Below are 17,346 nucleotides of genomic sequence, written 5' to 3' on the forward strand. Positions count from 1 at the left end.
CGCTGCCCCCTCGGCCCGCCGTCAGGCGCCCAGCATGCCCTGTGCGCCGCTGTTCCGGAATTGATCTGACGCTTTTCGCCACGCCCGGTCACCGGCCGTCACCGACCATTTCGGATCTCGTCTCAGCGCCGTTCGGGACCCGTCCCGTAGCGCTGCATCTCGTGGAAGAACCCGTCGATCTCCTGCAGACTCCCGCTGCGGGCGATCTCGTCGTACACGGCCTTTCCGACGGCGAGATCCAGAATTCCGAGTCCGAACGGCGAGAACACGGTGGTGCGGTTCTGCGGCGGGGTCAGCCGGCCCGTCAGGACGTCGTCGAGCGTGCCGTCGACGAAGTCCCGGTTCCCGATCTGCTGCTCGGCGAGGTGCAGCGAGGTGTTCGCCCGCAGGCAGTGGTCGACGTCGTCGACGACGTTCGTCGCGCCGAGCACGATCACGGGGTCGAGGTCACGCAGCGAGACGTGCAGGACCAGGGGGTGGTGGTCGAACCAGGCCGGGTCGTGGACGTGCGGCTCGCCCGCGATCGTCGCGAAGACCAGCAGGTCGCTCGAGCGCACGAGCGACTCGGCGTCGGGGTGGATGCGCACCGTGGTCGCCGGGTCGTGGGCGGACAGGTAGCCGCGGAAGCCGACGGCGCTCTCCGGGTTCAGGTCGTACACCCCGACCTCGTCGAACTCCCACCCGGTCGCGGCGAGGTAGGTGTGCAGGTAGCGCGCGATCAGCCCGACGCCGAAGAAGCCCACCCGACGGGGCCGCGGCCGGCCGGCGGTGAGGCGGTCGGCGGCGAGGGCGGCCGAGGCCGACGTCCGGACGGCGTTGATGATCGAGGCCTCGAGGCACGCGAAGGGATAGCCGGTCGCGTGGTCGTTGAGGATGAGCACCGCCGAGGCGCGGGGCCGTCCGGCGGCGACGTTGTCGGGGAAGCTCGAGACCCACTTGATGCCGTCGACGCCCACGTCGCCGCCGACCGAGGCGGGCAGGGCGATGATCCGGGAGTTCGGCTTGTCCGGGAAGCGCAGGAAGTACGACGGCGGGTTGCTGGTCAGCCCGGCTCCGTGCATCCGGTAGGCCTGCTCGACGACGTCGACGATCGCGCGTTCCCGCCCGTGCAGGGCGCCGGCGACCTGGGCACCGGGGATCACGGCGAAGACGGGCGCCCCGTCGGCGCCGGACGGGACCGCGTCGGGGGCAGCGGCGGGGGCAGCGGCGGTGGACATGGTCGTCTCCTGGGCGGTCACGGGGCGGTCACGGGGCGGGCGCGGGGGTCGGGGTGGCCGCACGCTCGTCGAGGAGGGCGGCGAGGTCGGCGAGGACGGGGTGCTCGCCGATCTCCGGGAGGCTGACCGCCTTCTGGAGCCGGACGGCCATCTTCACGGCGAGCAGCGAGGACCCCCCGCGCTCGAAGAAATGGGTGTCGCGGCCGATCGCGCTCTCGTCGACGCCGAGCAGGGGCGCCCACACCGCCGCCAGCCGCTGCTCGGTCGGGGTCAGCGGCGCCGCATCGCCGACCGGCTCCTCCGGGGCGTCGAGCTCGAGGGCCAGCGCGGTCAGGGCCTTGCGGTCGATCTTCCCGTTGGCGGTGACCGGGAGGGCGTCGCGGTGGTGCAGGACCGGCGGCACCATGTAGTGCGGCAGGGAGGCCGCGAGCAGCCCGCGGAGCTCGTCGTCGGGAACGGGGGCGGCGGCGCCGTAGAAGCCGACGAGCTGCCTGCCGCGTCCCGGCCGCTCGCTGACGACCACCGCGGCGTCGCGGATCCCGGGACCGCGCAGCATCGTGTTCTCGATCTCGCCGATCTCGATGCGGAAGCCGGAGATCTTGACCTGGTGGTCGCGGCGGCCGAGGAAGTCGAGCTTGCCGTCGGGCAGCCACCGGCCGTGGTCGCCGCTGCGGTAGAGCCGCTCCCCCGGGCGCAGCGGGTCGGGCACGAACGCGGCGCGGGTCCGCTCGGGGTCGTTGACGTAGCCGCGGCCCACGCAGACCCCGGAGAAGACGATCTCGCCGGGGGCGCCGAGCGGCACCGGGACCAGGGCCGGGTCGACGACGTAGACGCGGACGTTCTGCACGGCGGGCCCGAGCGGGATCCGCTCGTGGTCGGGCACGGCGGTGAGCACCTCGTGGTTGGTGTCGTCGCTGGTCTCGGTGAGCCCGTAGGCGTTCACCAGCGGCACGTCGGGGCAGACGGCGAACCAGCGGACGACCAGTTCCTTCTTCACCGCCTCGCCGGTGACGGCCACCCGGCGCAGGTCCGGGAGCACGACCGGGGTCTGCTCGAGGAAGGAGACGACGACGTCGAGGTAGGACGGCACGAGCTGGGCGACGGTCACCCGACGCCGGGCGAGGAGGTCGACGAAGCGCGGGACGTCGAGGACGACCTCCTGCTCGACGAGCACCGTGGTCGCCCCGACCAGCCAGCCCGCGACCAGCTGCCAGAGGGAGATGTCGAAGCACTGCGGGGCGGTCTGGGCCACCACCGCGTGCTCGTCGATGCCCAGGTCGTCGATCTTCGCGAGGAGGTGGTTGAGCATCCCGGCGTGCTCGCACATCGCGCCCTTGGGCTCACCGGTGGAGCCCGAGGTGAAGTACAGGTAGGCCAGCCGGTCGGGACCGACCTCGACCCGCGGGTCGACGTCGGGATGGTGCTCGGCCCGCGCCTCGTCGACGAGCAGCCGGACCGGCGCCGCCGCGTCGAGGTCCGCCAGGGCCTCGTCGAGCGTGGCGGTCGCCCCGGGTTCGGTGACCACGAACCGGGCGCCCGCCCGGCGTAGGACCCCGGCGATCCGCCCGGCCGGGAAGTGGGGCTCGAGCGGCAGGTAGGCCCCGCCCGCCTTGAGGATCGCGAGGACGGTGGCGGCCCAGCCGAGGGTGCGTTCGGCGACGACGGCGACGACGTCCTCGGGGCCGAGCCCGCGGGCGAGCAGCGCGCGGGCGATCGCGTCGGACCGCTCGTCGAGCTCGCGGTAGGTCCAGGTCTCCTCGCCCCGCACGAGCGCGACCGCGTCGGGGCGGAGCGCGGCCTGGTCGCGGACCAGGTCGTGCGGGCGGCGGTCGGGCAGCTCGCGGGTCGGGCCCGCGAGTCCGTCGATCTGGTACGCCAGCTCGGCGGCATCGAGGAGACAACCCCGGGTCGGAGGGCCCGCGGGGTCGGCGGTCAGTTGCCGCAGCGCGGTGAGGTGGTAACCGAGGATTCGGCCCGCGGCGCCGCCGTCGAGCACGTCGGCACGGTGGTCGACCCGCAACGCGCCGACGCTCCAGACCACCCGCAGCACGACGGCCTCCGGCAGCGGCGCCGGCCCCGGGTCCTCCGCCACGGTCGTGTCGAGCACGGTGGGTGGCCAGGTCCCGACGGCGCGGTCGGTCCGCAGCGCGGCGAGGGTCCGGTCGGCGTCCTGCGGGTCGGCCGCGCCCGCGGCGCCGACCAGCGCGGCGTGGGCGGCGATGATCAGCTCCGAGCCGGACGCGACGCCGGTGTCGACCCGGCAGGGCCGCGGCTCGTGGCCGGCGCCGACGACGAGGGCGGTGAGCACGTCGGGCTCGCCGGTCAGCGCGGCGACGACCCGGGCGTGAGCAGCGAGGACCACGGCGCCGATCCCGACGCCGTGGTCGTGCGCGACCCGCCGGATCACCGCGCCGAGGTCGGCGGGGACGGGCTGGACCCGGCTCCCGGTGCTCCCTGCGGGCTCCGGGGGGTTCGCGGGCCAGCTCGGGAGCTCGGTCGCGCCGCTCGCCACGACGGCGCGCCAGTCGGGACGGGTGGTGGCGGCGGTGTCCTGCACGGTGGTCATCGGGGCCGTCGGTCCTCTCTCGGTCGGGCGGCGTCGACGAGGCCGACCCCGGGCGTGACGCGGGGGCCGCCGGGCGGGACGCGTCCCGGGGGCGGGGGCGGGGGCCCGGGCGGCGGGCCGGGCGGGGGTCCGGGGCGGGGGTCCGGAGCCGACGCCGCGACCCGTCGTCGGGAACGGGAGGGGGCGCGCCGGGTGGCGCGGGCGGGGTTGCCGCTCCAGTGCTCCCCCGGCGGCACCTCCTCGCCCTTCATGAGGAAGGTGTCGGGCGCGAGGACGGCGTCGTCGCCGATCGTCGTGCCGTAGTGCACGAACGAGCCGACGCCCAGCGTGACGCGGGCGCCGATGACGACGTGGTCGGACTTGAAGCCGCCGTCCTCCTGGGAGTGGCACTGGACGACGGTGCCCTCGCCGAGGGTGGTGTCGTCGCCGAGGGAGGTGAACGACTTCTCGGTGAGGACGACGCCGTCGTCGAAGACCCGGGCGCCCACCCGCACCCCGAGCCGGCGCCAGAGCCACGGCTTGAGCGGGGTGCCGTTGGCGAGCTGCACCCAGTCCGGTTCGGGCACCTTCCAGTACCGCTCGTGGCGCCAGAAGGCCGGGTCGTAGATCGAGCAGCCCTGCGGGGCTCGGGTCATCAGCGGACGCAGGCAGCGCTCGACGAGGATCCACCAGAGGGCGAGCAGGACGAGGCCGATCACCTCGACGAGGACGACCTCGGCCGCCCCCGCGGTGATCGGCAGCGAGCTCACGGCCGCCACGGCGACGAGCAGGAGGAAGGCGTAGACCCACCGGACGAACAGGTGCAGCACCATGGACACCGCGTTGTGCCGGTTCTTGCGGCGCAGCGAGGCGGCCAGCTCGGCGGGGTCGGTGACGTCGAGCCCGCTGTCGCGGGCGACGGTGCGCGGGATCTCGAAACTGGGCGACCCGAGGAGCCCGACGCCCTGGCGGATCGGCCCGTGCTGCGGCACCGCCACCTTGGTCGCCAGTAGGCAGTCGTCGCCGGTGCGGCCCTGCGGCGGGTAGGCGATGCGGTTGCCGAGGAAGTTGTTCGCGCCGATCCGGGTCGCGGAGACGCGGAAGGAGGTCGCCGAGTACTCGGCGTTCATCACCGAGAGGTTGTCCGCCACCACCGTCCCCGCGCCCACCACCGTGAGGAACGGGTTCTCGTGCTTGACCGCCATGCCGAAGTTGGAGCCGGTCTGCTGCAGCGGCCGCAGCCGGTAGCCGATCGCCGTGAGGTAGTGCGCGACGGCGGAGCTGTCGCCGAACAGCTCGACGAAGGGCTTGATGTTGGTGAGCGTCCCGATCGAGCGGTGCAGCCAGTAGCGCAGGCCGAAGAGCGGGTACACGGTGTCGGGGCGCAGGCCGAGCGCCAGCAGCCGGGGCACGGTGGTGACCAGCGCCAGCCCGAGCACGATCACCGCGAGGTAGAGCGCGCCGGAGAGCAGCAGCGTCGTGAGGTAGAAGCCGGGGTCGGTGAGCGCGCCGGCCCGCGGCTCGAGCAGCGCCGCGACGTGCGGGACGAGGGCGCGCAGGGCGGCGAAGGCCACGAACCCGGCGGGCAGCAGCACGCCCAGGGCGATCACGAGCACGCCGATCGAGTAGAGCGCGCGGCGCGGAGCGGTGGCCGACGCGGGAGGCACGGTGGGCATGCCCGCCTCCGCCCGCCGGGCGGGTGACCCGTGCCAGTGCTCCCCCGCCGGCACCGTCTGGCCGGCGTGCAGGGCGGAGCTGTGCGCCAACGAGGAGCCGTCCCCCATCGAGGTCCGGACGTCGAGCACGGTCGACTCCCCGACGACGACGGCGGCCCCGAGGCTGACCCCGCCGATCTCGACCCGTCCGTCGTGCGCCCGGTAGCAGGCGACGACGGCGTCCTTGCGGATCAGGGCCCCGTCGCCGGCGCTGAAGAGGTCGGTGCAGACGGGGATCTGCGGGCTGAGGATCACCACGCCCCGGCCGATCCGCGCGCCGAGGGCCCGCAGGTGCAGGGTGTGCAGCGGCGTGCCGGCGAACAGGCGGGCCGGGCTCGTGCGCACCAGCGTCTTGACCACCCAGAAGCGCAGGTAGCCGGCGCTCCACACGGGGATCGAGCCGGGGCGCCAGCGTCCGACGAGCACCCACTTGGCGAGGATCGGCCCGGCGATGCCCGCGACCAGTCCGGCGGCGCCGACGAGGACGGCCCGCCCGTAGGTGGCGAGCGGTCCGGTCGCGGCGGTCACGTACGTCGCGGCCCACGTGAGGAACAGCGCGACGAGGTAGCTGTAGGCGAGGAAGCAGAGGAGCTGGGCGACCCCGCACAGGACGAACGCGCCGGTGCCCGTGCGGGGCCGGGTCGGGTCGGCGCCCTCGCTGTCGGTCCCCGTGTCGGCCTCGTCGGCGTCGGGCTCCTCCGCGGCGGCGGACCCGGCGGCCGGGCCGAGCGCCGCTGCGAGGGCGAGCAGGGTCGGGTTCCGGTAGACGTCGGGCATGCCCACCGTCGGCAGGTCCGGGTGCTTGCGCAGCCGTGCGCAGAACCGGGCCATCAGCAGCGAGTCCGCGCCCAGGTCGCGGAAGAAGTCGGCGTCCTCGGCGACCTCGCTGCGGCCGAGGACCTCCGCGAGGGTGGCCGCGAGCCCGGCGCGGACCCGGGCGGCGCCCGCGACGTCGGGGGTGCGCGGGGCCGGGGCGAGCGCGTCGGCGAGCCCGGCGAGGGTGGGGTGCTGGTAGACGTCCTGCATCGCCGCCGACGGCAGGTCCGGGTGCTTGCGGATGCGGGCGCAGAAGCGCGCCATCAGCAGCGAGTCGGCCCCGAGGTCGCCGAAGAAGTCGGCGTCGGCGGGGATCTCGTCGCGGCCGAGCACCTCGGCGAGGATCGAGGTGAGCGCAGCACGGACGTCGGGGCCGCCGCCCGACGTCCCCGGCCCGCCGCGCGTCGGTGGGCCCTGCGGAGGTCGCGGCGGGGTCGGCGGCATCGCCACCGTCGGGACGGCGGTGGTCCGGCCGAGGTCGAGGTTCACCGTCTCCGCGGGCTGCGCGACGGTCGGGGCGTCGAGGCCCTCCGGGCGGACCGGTCCCCGGGGCTTCGCGGGGTGCAGCGGCATCACCGAGGTCCGGCCCGGCACGCCGGACCGCCGCGTCAGGGCCGGCGCCGGGGCGGACACGGGGCGCACGCGCAGGCCCCGGCCGCCCGCGCCCTCCGCGCGGCCGGCCCACTCGATCCCGCGGTCGGGGGTGAGCCGCCCGAGGTCGCCGGTGCGGAACGTCCGACGTCCGGGCTGGCCCGGGATCGGGACGAAGGCCTCCTCGGTGAGCTCGGGCCGGCCGACGTAACCGCCCGCCACGCCGCGGCCGGTGAGGCCGATCTCGCCGACCCGGCCCGGCGGGAGCGCCCGGCGGGGGTCGTCCGGGTCGAGCAGGACGACGTCGAGCCCGGCGAGCGGCCGGCGCACGGGGGTGCCGGCCGTCAGGTCGGTCCAGAACGCGACCACTCCCGCCTCCGGGGCGCCGTGCAGCCCGAGCGTCCGGCGGCCCGGGGCCTGCCACCGGGCCACGGCCGCCGCGGGTGCCTCGGGGCCGACGAGCACCAGCAGCCGCAGGTCGGGCAGGTCCGGGTCGACGCCGTCCAGGGCGGTGGGCTCGGCGACGAGGACCGTCGTCGCCGTCGCCCGGAGGAACGCCGCGAGGGCCGGGCCACGGAGCTGCTGGCCGGGAGGTGGGGCGACCACCGTGGCGCCCCGGGACCACGGGACCCACGTCTCGAGCACGGCGAGGTCGGAGCCGCGGCGGTGGTCGTGCAGCACCCGGTCGGCGGCGGTCAGTCCGAGCAGGTCCCCGAGGACCCGGACCCGGTCGGTGATCGCGGCGTGGTCGACGGCGGGCGCCCGGAGCGCGGGGGCGGCGTCCGCGGACCGCCCGCCCCCGGTGTCCTGCGCGTGGACGACGACGTAGGCCGGGGAGTCGCCGACCGTGCCCCGCTCGGCGGGGGTGAGCCGGTGGGTGTCCTCGGCGTCGACGTGGGCGGCGACCCGGTCGAGGTAGACGGCGTCGACGTCGGTCGCCCGGAGCCGCGGGGCGTGCTCGGCGGTGGTCAGGACCGTGCCCGCCCCGGAGGCGTGCACGACGGCGGCGAGGGCCGCGTCGGGCAGGGCGTGGTCGAGCGGGACCCAGGCGGCCCCGATCTTGGCGATCGCGAGCTGGGCGACGAGGGCGTCGACGGGGCGTTCGAGCAGCACCGCGATCCGGTCGCCGGCCTCGAACCGGCGTCGCCGCAGGTAGCGGGCCAGCTTGATCGCCGCCGTGTCGAGGTCGACGTAGGACAGCGAGCCCGTGGTCGCCCCGCCGGTCTCGACGGCCAGGTGGTGGGCGCGCCCGACCCGGCGGAACTCGTCGCAGCGACGCTCCACGACGCGGTCGAGGCGGCCGTCGTCGAGGTCGCGGGGCACGGTGTCCGGCCGCGGGGCGTCCGGTCGCGCGCCGAGCCGGATCACCCGGGTCCGCGCCGCCGTCGTCGACCCCGTCATGACGCCGCCAACCGGAGCACGGTGAGCGTCCCGTCGAGCAGGTCGGTGACGTATCCGGTGCGCCCGTCGGGGGTGACGGCGACCGCGCTCGGCGCCCGGCCGGTCGGGATCGTCGCGGTGACCGTCGCCGTCCGGGGGTCGACGACCTGGACCACGTTGGCGTCGATCGCGGCGACGTAGGCGTAGCGGCCGTCGGCGCTCGGGGCGACCGCCTGCGGATGGACCGCGGTGGGTACCGTCGCGAGGACGTGGCCGGCCGCGGCGTCGACGACGGTCAGCCCGTTGCCGGCGAAGTCGGTGACGAACACCCACGGCTCGGTGGGGTGCCACGCGAGGGCGTGCGGCGAGCGACCCACCGGGACCGTCGTCGGCGCGCCGCCGCCGGTGGTGTCGAGCAGGCTCACCGTGTCGGCGTCGTAGTCCGCGACGGCGAGGCGGGTGCCGTCGGGCGAGAGGGCCACGCCGTGCGGGTTCCGGCCGACGGCGATCCGGTCGACCACGGTGTCGGACCCGGCGTCGACGACCGTCACCGAGCCGCCGTCGGGATCGGAGGCGTAGATCCGGCCGCCGTCGGGGGCCACGGCGAGCGCCGAGGGCCGCGACCCGGTGGCGACGCGGGCGGTCACCGCGCCGGAGGCGGGGTCCACGACGACGACCTCCCCGCTCGGGCCGGCCCCGCCGAGGACGGCCACGTAGGCCCGGTCGCCGTCGGGAGCGAACGCGACGGCCTGCGGGCTGCCGCCCACCGGGATCGTGCCGACCGCCGAGCCCGCCGCGACGTCGACCACCGTGAGCGTCGCGGCGTCGCGGTTCGCGACGTAGGCGAAGCGGCCGTCGGGTGCGACCTGCATCGCGACGGGCGAGGACCCGACCGGCACGGTGCCCACGACGGTCGGGGTCGGGCTCGCGGCCACCGGAGCCGGGCGCGGGACGGGCGAGGTACCCGGGAGCCCGACGGTCAGCAGGAGTGCGACGACGACGGCGACCACCACCCCCGTGATCACGGTCGCCACGAGGAGGCCTCGTCGGGACCGGCGCGGCGGCGGGGTGCGGAGCTGGGGCAGCGGGGCACCGGGGGTCGGGCCCGAGGGGTGCGGGTCGCGCGGACGACCGGGGACGGGCGGGCGGGGCGGCGCGCTCCGTCGCCCGGACCCCGTCGTCAGGAGGGCGACCGCCCCGGGCGCGATGGCGGTGGTGACCGCGCTGTGGTCCGCGGCCGCCCCGCTCCGGCCCGTCCGCGGGCCGGACCCGGCGGAGGTGCGCAGAGCCGCGCGGGCGGCCGCGACCAGCTCGCCCGCCGTGGCGAAGCGGTCGGCGGGCTCCTTGGCCATGCCGCGCGCGACCACCGCGTCGAAGGCCGGGGACACGCCGGGCCGGCGCTCGCTGGGTCGCGGGGGGTCGAGGGACAGGTGCCCGTACATCTGGGTCGGGAGGTCGCCGGGGAAGGGCTTCTCGTCGGTCAGGCACTCGAAGAGCACGCAGGCCAGCGAGTAGACGTCGGTGCGGGCGTCGACGGGGCGCTGCGCGAAGCGCTCCGGCGCCATGTACTCCAAGGTGCCGAGCGCGACGCCGGTCTGCGTCAGCTGGGTGTGCGGCGAGCCGACGGCGTGCGCCAGGCCGAAGTCCACGACGTAGACGAAGTCGCTGGGGGTGACCAGCACGTTCGACGGCTTGACGTCACGGTGGACGAGGCCGTCGGCGTGGGCCGCGTCGAGGGCGTCCGCGATCTGTCCGAGGAAGGCCACCGTGCGGCTCGCCGGGAGCGCGCCCTCGGCGTCGAGGAGGTCCTGCAGCGAGCGGCCCTCGACCAGGCGCATGTCGAGGAAGAGGCGCCCGTCGATCTCGCCGAAGTCGTGGATGGGGATGAGGTGCGGTTCGCGCAGCCGCGCGACGAGGTGGGACTCCCGCCGGAACCGGTGCCGGTACTCGTCGCTCCCGCTCAGCGAGGCGGGCAGGAGCTTGAGGGCGACGTCGCGGTCGTGGCGCAGATCCCGGGCGCGCCAGACCTCGCCCATGCCGCCCTCACCGATGAGCGTCAGGAGCTCGTACTCACCGACCCGCTCCACCTCGTGGCCCCCCGGATGCGCCGACCCGTCTGTGGCTCACGTCATAGTGGTGGACGCTGCGTGGTGCAGGAGCCGCCATTCGAGTGACTCGACTACGGCATTACCGGCCGGGGACTACTGCACGCCTACCGCTCGTCGTAGGAGGACAGCACCCTCGGGATCCGGCGACGCCCGCGATCGCGGTCCGCGCCGTGGGCCGGTGGGGGTAGGCACGGCGGGGGACGGGGTATTCCGGCGGATCGGCGCGGTGGTCAGCGACGAGGGTCCGGGGCCGACAGCGCGAGGGGCACGACATGGGAGACACCGCCGTCCCGGGCCGCGAGGCCGTGTTCCGGCTGGTCTACCGCAGCAGCGTGCGGCTGCTCCCCGAGCTCCGCGCCGCCGCCCTGGCGGACATCTTCGAGATCGCGCGCTGGAAGAACGACGCACTGGGCGTCACGGGGGCGCTGCTCATCTGGGAGGACGTGTTCGTCCAGGTGCTCGAGGGCGAGGAGTCGGTGGTCCGCACCCTCTACGCCACGATCCACGCCGACCACCGCCACGACCACGTCGCCCTGCTCGACGCCGACGTCGCCCCGGAGCGGGTGTTCGGCGGGTGGTCGATGGCCCGCGTCGGCAACGACCACGGGGCCGACATCCCCGTGGAGATGGACCGGGAGGTGGCGGCCGCCGCCCCGCGACCGGTCGACACGGTGCAGAACACGATGCTCGACGCGATGCGGGAGTACGCGCGCGACGCGGTCGGGGCATGAGAAAGGCCCGCTGACCTGGTGGTTCACCAGTGCCAGCGGGCCTCGTGGTCCTGTCGGGACGACAGGATTTGAACCTGCGACCCCTTGACCCCCAGTCAAGTGCGCTACCAAGCTGCGCCACGTCCCGAACCGCTGCCCGACCGCTGCAGCGCCGTGAACACTACCGCATCATCCGGCGGTGCCCGGCCGACGGGTCGTGATCACGTCGAGCGTGGCGCACTGCTGACGCTGGACGTCAGCCGTGTGCCACCGCTGACACCGCTGACATCGCGCAGCCTCGAGGCCCGGACCTACAGCGACGGCGGGCCGGCGGCCGGGTCACGGCCGGAGAGCCGCAGCAGCCGCTCCAGCCCGGAGGACTCCCCCGCGCCGGGCAGCGGGTGGGCGAACGGGCCGCCGTCCATGCCCGCGACCTGCTCGACGAAGGGCAGGCAGACCTCGACGTCGGCCTCGGACACCGAGAACGGGACCTCGAGGGCGGCGGCGAGGTCCCAGCCGTGCAGCACCACCTCGTCGAGGGCGACGATCCCCAGGGCCGCCCGGGGCATGGTCGCCCCGCCGGCCTCGTCGGAGCCCTCCCACGCCTCGTCGCTCCGCCATGCCGCCGCGAGTTCGGCGAGCTCCTCGGCGAGCAGGTCGCGCCAGCCGTCGGGCAGGTCCGAGGCCGGGGGCGGCGACGACGGCGGGGTGGCTCGCGCGACGCCCGCGAAGTGCCACGCGAGGCCGGCGAGGTGCTCCACGAGATCGCGGACGGGCCAGGCCGTGCAGGGGGTGGGGCGGTCGAGGTCGTCGTCGGTCACCAGCGCGACCACGCGGGCGGTGGCGGCGGCGGCAGGTCCGAGATCGTGCACGCGAGACCTCCAGGGCGGGAGGTCGTAGCCAAACACAGTTCACGACGGCTTCACCACAACGGCTCCCGATGAGCAACACTTGCCGCCGACTGCCGGGTCCGGAGGGGACGCGAGGCGTAGATGCAGACGTGGCCGTTCGCCGAGCGCGACGACGTGCTGGCCGCCGCCGAGGCCGTGCTGCGGGAGCACGGGTCGGTCATCCTCGGCGGGCCGGCAGGCGTGGGGAAGAGCCGGCTGGCCCGGGAGCTCGCCGTCCGGAGCGTGGGACCCGCCGTCGGGCTGGTCCGGGCGACCGCCTCCGCGCACGAGATCCCGCTGGGGGCACTCGTGGACGTACTCCCCCGCAGCGCCGTGGAGGTCACCTCCCCCGACACCGACCACGTGCGGGCTGCACTCGACGCGCTCCGGGCGGTGCGGGGCGGCCTGCTCGTGGTCGACGACGCCCACCTGCTCGACGACGCCTCCGCGACGGTCGTCCACCAGCTCGCCCGCGGTCGACGCACCCGACTCGTCATCACCCTGCGCAGCGGGGAGCCCACCCCGGACGCGGTGACCGCCCTCTGGAAGGACGAGGAGATCCCCCGGATCGACCTGGAACCGTTCACGCGGGACCGGTCCGCCGCCCTCCTGACGACGGTGCTCGGCGGCCCGCTCGAGGCGCGTACGGCCCGGCTGCTGCACGAGACGGCGGGCGGCAACGTGCTGTGGTTGCGCCATCTCGTCGAGGGCGAGCGCGCCGCGGGGCGGCTGACCCGCCAGGGACCCGCCTGGGTCTGGACGGGCGAGGTCGACCTCTCCCCCGCGCTGCGCGACCTGCTCGACGCACGGATCGGCACGTTGACGGCGGTGCAGCGGCGCGTGCTGGAACTGCTCGCGGTCGCCGAGCCGCTGGGGCTGGGCATGCTCGGCGAGCTCGTGGGTGAGGACGCCGTCGAGGACGTCGCCGAGCGCGGGCTGGTGACGATCCACCCCGACGGGGCCCGCTGGGACGTCCGGCTCGCCCACCCGCTCTACGGCGAGTCGGTGCGCGCGACGATGAGCGTGCCGCGGGCCCGTCGCGTGCGCGGTGAGCTCTCCCGGGCCCTGGCCGGCACCGGTGGGCGGCGGGCCGGGGACGGTCTTCGTAGGGCGGTACTCGACCTGGGCAGCGACCGGCCGCTGGATCCGGGGGAGCTGGTCGCGGCCTCGGTCCAGGCGTCGGGGCTGCGGGACTTCGGGCTCGCCGAGCGCCTGCTCCGGGCCGCGATCGCGGCCGGCGGAGGGTACTCGGCCCGGCTCGCCCTGGCCCACCTGCTCGACTACCAGATGCGGGTGGGCGAGGCCGACGTCGTCCTCGCCGCGGGCGCCGCCTCGGCGAGCGACGCCGAACGGCAGCAGGCCGTCCTCCTGCGGGGCCTGTCCCTCCACTTCCAGCTCGACCCGCCCCGCTCCGGGCCCGCCTTGATCGATCAGGACGAGGCCGCGCACCACGGCGGCCGCCCCGATCCGGCCTACGACGCCCTGCGCTCGATGTTCCTCGGGACCGCGGGGCACGTCCGGGAGGCCCGGGAACTCGCCGACGGCGTTCTCGCCGACGAGGCCCGCCCGGACGAGGCCGTCGCCCTCGCGACCTTCGTCGTGGGCCTCCTCGCCGCCCTGAGCGGGAGCGACGACGACCTGCGGCCCGTGATCGAGCGCGGCATCGAGGCCGCCCGCCGCGGCATCACCGCCTCGGTCCTCGCGAACATCGGGTACATGGAGCTCCTCGACGCCGACCTGCGGGGCGATCCCGCCCGCGCGCAGCACCGGCTGGACTGGATCCACGGTCTGACCGGGCCCCAGGCGTCGTCGTTCGCCGCGCTCTTCGAGGGCCGCATGGCCATCAGCCGGGGCCGGCCGCGCGCGGCGATCCGGGCGCTCGAGTCCGCCCTGCCGTCGTTCCCGGGGCACGGCGGCGGGTGGAGCGGGTGGAGCGCGGCGCTCATCGCGCAGTGTCACGGCGCCCTCGGTGACGGCGCCGCCGCCCGGGCCGCGCTCGAGGAGGCAGAACGCCGACGCCACCCGCACATCGCGGTGATCGACTTCGAGTACGACCTCGCCCGGGTCTGGGCCGCCGCCGCGTCGGGGCGCCTGCAGGAGGCCGTCGACGCCTGTCGGGCCGGCGCCGCCCGCTGCCGGGACACCGGTCTCGCGGCCGCCGAGGTGCTGCTGCGCCAGACCGCCGTGCGCCTCGGCGACCGGGAGCAGGCCGAGCGCCTCGGTGACCTGGACCGGCTCCTGCGCACTCCCCGCTCCCGCCTGGCCGCCGACCACGCCGTCGCCCTCGCCGCCGAGGATCCCGAGCGTGTCCTGCAGATCGCGACCCGCCTCGAGGACGCCGGGATGGTCCTGGAGGCCGCCGACGCCGCGGCGCGGGCGGCCACCCTGGCGCGCGCCGACCGCCGGCTCGTCCTCGCGGCCGAGGCCGAACGGCGCGCACGGATGCTCGCGGCCGGCGGCGGCGAGGGCGCGCGCACTCCCGCGGTCGTCGAGGCGGACGCGCCGGTGCCGCTGTCGGACCGCGAGCGCGAGATCGCCCTGCTCGCCGGCGAGGGCCTGACCAACCGGCAGATCGCCGAACGCCTGCACGTCTCGGTGCGCACGGTCGAGTCCCACGTCTACCGGGCCTGCACGCGGCTCGGTCTCGCCGACCGGGCCGCCCTCGCCGCCGTCGCACGTGCGGACCGGGCCGGGCGCACGCCGTGAATTCGGCGGCGTGGCCGTTCACCGGCCGGGACGAGGACCTCGCGCGGGCGTCGGCCGCGCTGACCGAGCGGGGCGCGGTCGTCCTGGTGGGCGCGGCCGGGGTCGGGAAGAGCCGCCTGGCGTTCGAGCTGCTGGAGCGCGTCGGGCGGAACCGGGTGCTCGGGGTCGTCCGCGCCACCGCCTCGTCGCGGGAGCTCCCCCTCGGCGCCCTGCTCGACCTGCTCCCCGAGGTGCCGACGGACCTGTCCGGCTTCCAGCTCGCGGTCGGTGCCCTCGGCCCCCGCGACGGCCGGGACGTCCTGCTCGTCGACGACGCCCACCTGCTCGACGCACTCTCGGCGGCTGCGGTCACCCGGCTGGTCGCGCGCGGGGTCCGGCTCGTCCTCACCGTGCGGGCGGGCGAGCCCGCCCCGGAGGCGGTCACCGCGCTGTGGAAGGACGACGTGGGCGTGCGGCTCGACGTCGCTCCCCTCGACCGGCCGCGCACCGTCGCCGCGCTGGCCGGGGCGCTCGGTGCCCCCGTCGAGCCGATCACCGCCCGCCGGCTGCACGAGACCTCGGGCGGCAACCTGCTCTGGCTGCGCCACCTGGTCGACGGCGAGCGCGCGGCCGGACATCTGCGCACGGAGGCCGGGACCTGGGTGTGGCCCGGTGAGGTCGCGCTGTCGCCGGTGCTGACCGACCTGGTCGGGGCCCGGCTGAGCGGGTTGACGGCGGGGCAGCGACGGGTGCTGGAGCTCCTCGCCGTCGTCGAGCCGCTGGACCTCGACCTGCTCGAGTCGCTCGCCGGGTCGGACGCCGTCGAGGAGGTCGCCCAGCGGTCACTGGTGTCCCTCGAGGAGGTCGGTGGACGGTGGGACGCCCGCCCTGCGCACCCGCTGTACGGCGAGGTGATCCGGGCGGGGATCAGCGTGCCCCGGGCCCGACGCCTCCGGGCGGAACTCTCCGACGCCCTGGGCGACCGGGGGGCGGGTCGCACCGGGGACGACCTGCGGCGGGCGGTGCTGTCGCTGGACAACGGCCGTGCCCCGGACGCCGCCCTGCTCCTCGCCGCGGCCCGTCAGGCCTCCGGCCTGAGTGACTTCGGGCTGGCCGAGCGGCTCCTGCGCGCCGCGGTCGGTGCCGGCGGCGGCTTCGACGCCCGTACCGCCCTCGCAGCGCTGCTGGTGTACCTGCTGCGCGCCGACGAGGCCGACACGGTCCTGGCCGGGGCCGTCGACGAGGCCTCCGGTCCGGACGAGGTCACCCGCGCCGTGCTCGTGCGCACGCTCGTCGCGCACTTCGGCGCGTCCGGCTCGGACGCGGTCGAGGGCGGCGAACACGTGCTGCGGGAGGCCGAACGGCGGGCCCACGGCCCGGACGCGCCCGAGGACCCCCGCCACGACGGCATGCGGTGCGTGATCGCCGCGTGCCGCGGGGAGGTCGACGCGGCGATCGAGCGGGGCACCCGGGTCCTGGCCGCGACCACACCGACCGATGACGACGTCGTCCTCGCGAGCTGGGGCCTCGGGTACGCCCGCGCCCTCACCGGGGACGACCACCCGCCCGGCGACCTCGTCGACCGCGGGCTCGCCGCGGCCCTGCGAGGTCGGGTGATGGCGAACTACGCGGGCAACATCGGCTTCGGCGAGCTGCTCGACGCCCACCTGCGCGGCGAACCGGACGCGGCCGGTCGACGACTCGCGTGGGCCCGTGACCTCCCCGGCGCCGAGGGCGCACTCTGGGTCGCGCTCTACGAGGGCCGGCTCGCGGCGGCGTTCGGGTCACCGCGGGCGGCGATCCCCGCCTTCGAGGGTGTGCTGACGATGTTCCCGGGGCACGGCGGCGGGTGGTCCGCCTGGCTGCTCGCCCTGGTCGCGCAGTGCCACGGGGTGCTCGGGGACACCGAGGCCGCCCGGACGGCACTCACGGCGGCGGAGGAGCGCCGACACCCGCAGGTGACCATGATGGAGTTCGAGCTCGACCTCGCGCGGGCCTGGATGCACGCCGCCGCGGGACGGTCACCGGCCGCCGTCGAGGCCGCCCGCGCCGCCGGCGACCGGTGCCGGGCGCTCGGCGTGGCGGCCGCCGAGGTGTTCGCCCGCCAGAGCGCCGTCCGCCTCGGCGACCACGAACAGGCCCCCCGGCTCCGCGAGCTGGACGACCTCCTCGGATCCCCCCGCTCCCGGCTGGCGGCCGAGCACGCCGAGGCGCTCGCCGCCGAGGACCCCTCCCGGTTGCTCCTGGTCGCCGGCCGGCTCGAGCGGTCCGGGATGCGCCCGGAGGCCGCCGACGCCTTCGCCCAGGCGGCCGCGATCGCGCGGGCCGCCCGTCAGCTGGTGGCCGCGACGGACGCCGAACGGCGGGCCCGGGCGCTGGCGGCCGACTGCGGCGGGCTCCGTACGCCCGCCCTGACCGGGGCGGGCGGCCCCGTCGTCCTCTCGGCCCGGGAACGCGAGATCGCCCAGCTCGCCGGCCAGGGTCTGACCAACCGCCAGATCGCCGCGCAGCTCCAGATCTCGGTGCGCACCGTCGAGTCGCACATCTACCGCGCCTGCTCGCGCCTCGGGCTCTCCGACCGCACCGATCTGGTCGCCGTCGCCGGTTCCGCGTCGATGCCGTAGTCCACCGCGGCAGCAGGTCGTCGCCGAGGCCTCGTCGGATGCAGTAGCTCGCTACTGCTGACGAG

8 protein-coding genes and 1 tRNA gene are annotated in these 17,346 nt (G+C 76.1%); 3 read left to right on the forward strand and 6 right to left on the reverse strand.

Annotated elements, in window-relative coordinates; translation table 11 throughout:
- Positions 1-122: 122 nt before the first annotated feature.
- Genes sbnB through QSK00_RS11250 form a run of 4 tightly spaced genes read right to left on the reverse strand, consistent with a single transcriptional unit; the run spans position 123 to position 10,351 of the window.
- On the reverse strand, positions 123-1,217 hold the full coding sequence (gene sbnB, locus QSK00_RS11235) for a 2,3-diaminopropionate biosynthesis protein SbnB (protein WP_285590522.1): 1,095 nt from the start codon (positions 1,215-1,217) through the stop codon (positions 123-125).
- Between the two features lie 28 nt (positions 1,218-1,245).
- Positions 1,246-3,783, reverse strand: coding sequence for an amino acid adenylation domain-containing protein (locus QSK00_RS11240; RefSeq protein ID WP_285590523.1), 2,538 nt, complete (start codon positions 3,781-3,783; stop codon positions 1,246-1,248).
- Positions 3,780-8,285, reverse strand: coding sequence for a Pls/PosA family non-ribosomal peptide synthetase (locus QSK00_RS11245; protein ID WP_285590525.1), 4,506 nt, complete (start codon positions 8,283-8,285; stop codon positions 3,780-3,782). The genes QSK00_RS11240 and QSK00_RS11245 overlap by 4 nt, the downstream gene beginning before the upstream one ends.
- The gene (locus tag QSK00_RS11250) at positions 8,282-10,351 is read right to left on the reverse strand and encodes a serine/threonine-protein kinase (protein WP_285590527.1); all 2,070 of its coding nucleotides are present in this window, start codon (positions 10,349-10,351) and stop codon (positions 8,282-8,284) included. The genes QSK00_RS11245 and QSK00_RS11250 overlap by 4 nt, the downstream gene beginning before the upstream one ends.
- A 293-nt stretch (positions 10,352-10,644) precedes the next feature.
- Here QSK00_RS11250 and QSK00_RS11255 point away from each other — a divergent pair, with 293 nt between their 5' ends.
- The gene (locus QSK00_RS11255) at positions 10,645-11,103 is read left to right on the forward strand and encodes a BLUF domain-containing protein (protein ID WP_285590528.1); all 459 of its coding nucleotides are present in this window, start codon (positions 10,645-10,647) and stop codon (positions 11,101-11,103) included.
- A 53-nt stretch (positions 11,104-11,156) separates the two neighbouring features.
- Here QSK00_RS11255 and QSK00_RS11260 read toward each other — a convergent pair.
- Positions 11,157-11,230 (reverse strand) — tRNA-Pro (locus QSK00_RS11260).
- 163 nt (positions 11,231-11,393) lie between these two features.
- Positions 11,394-11,954 carry a TIGR03086 family metal-binding protein gene (locus QSK00_RS11265; RefSeq protein WP_285590530.1) on the reverse strand — a complete coding sequence of 187 codons (561 nt, stop codon included), beginning with the start codon at positions 11,952-11,954 and terminating at the stop codon, positions 11,394-11,396.
- Positions 11,955-12,074: 120 nt separating this feature from the next.
- Between QSK00_RS11265 and QSK00_RS11270 the strand changes: the two genes are divergently transcribed.
- Positions 12,075-14,678, forward strand: a complete 2,604-nt coding sequence (locus tag QSK00_RS11270; RefSeq protein WP_285590532.1) for a LuxR C-terminal-related transcriptional regulator — start codon at positions 12,075-12,077, stop codon at positions 14,676-14,678.
- On the forward strand, positions 14,675-17,281 hold the full coding sequence (locus QSK00_RS11275) for a helix-turn-helix transcriptional regulator (RefSeq protein WP_285590534.1): 2,607 nt from the start codon (positions 14,675-14,677) through the stop codon (positions 17,279-17,281). Before QSK00_RS11270 ends, QSK00_RS11275 begins: the two co-directional genes overlap by 4 nt.
- Positions 17,282-17,346 lie beyond the last annotated feature (65 nt).

Origin of the sequence: Actinomycetospora sp. NBRC 106378, from assembly GCF_030269685.1 — a bacterium.
Lineage (GTDB): Bacteria > Actinomycetota > Actinomycetes > Mycobacteriales > Pseudonocardiaceae > Actinomycetospora.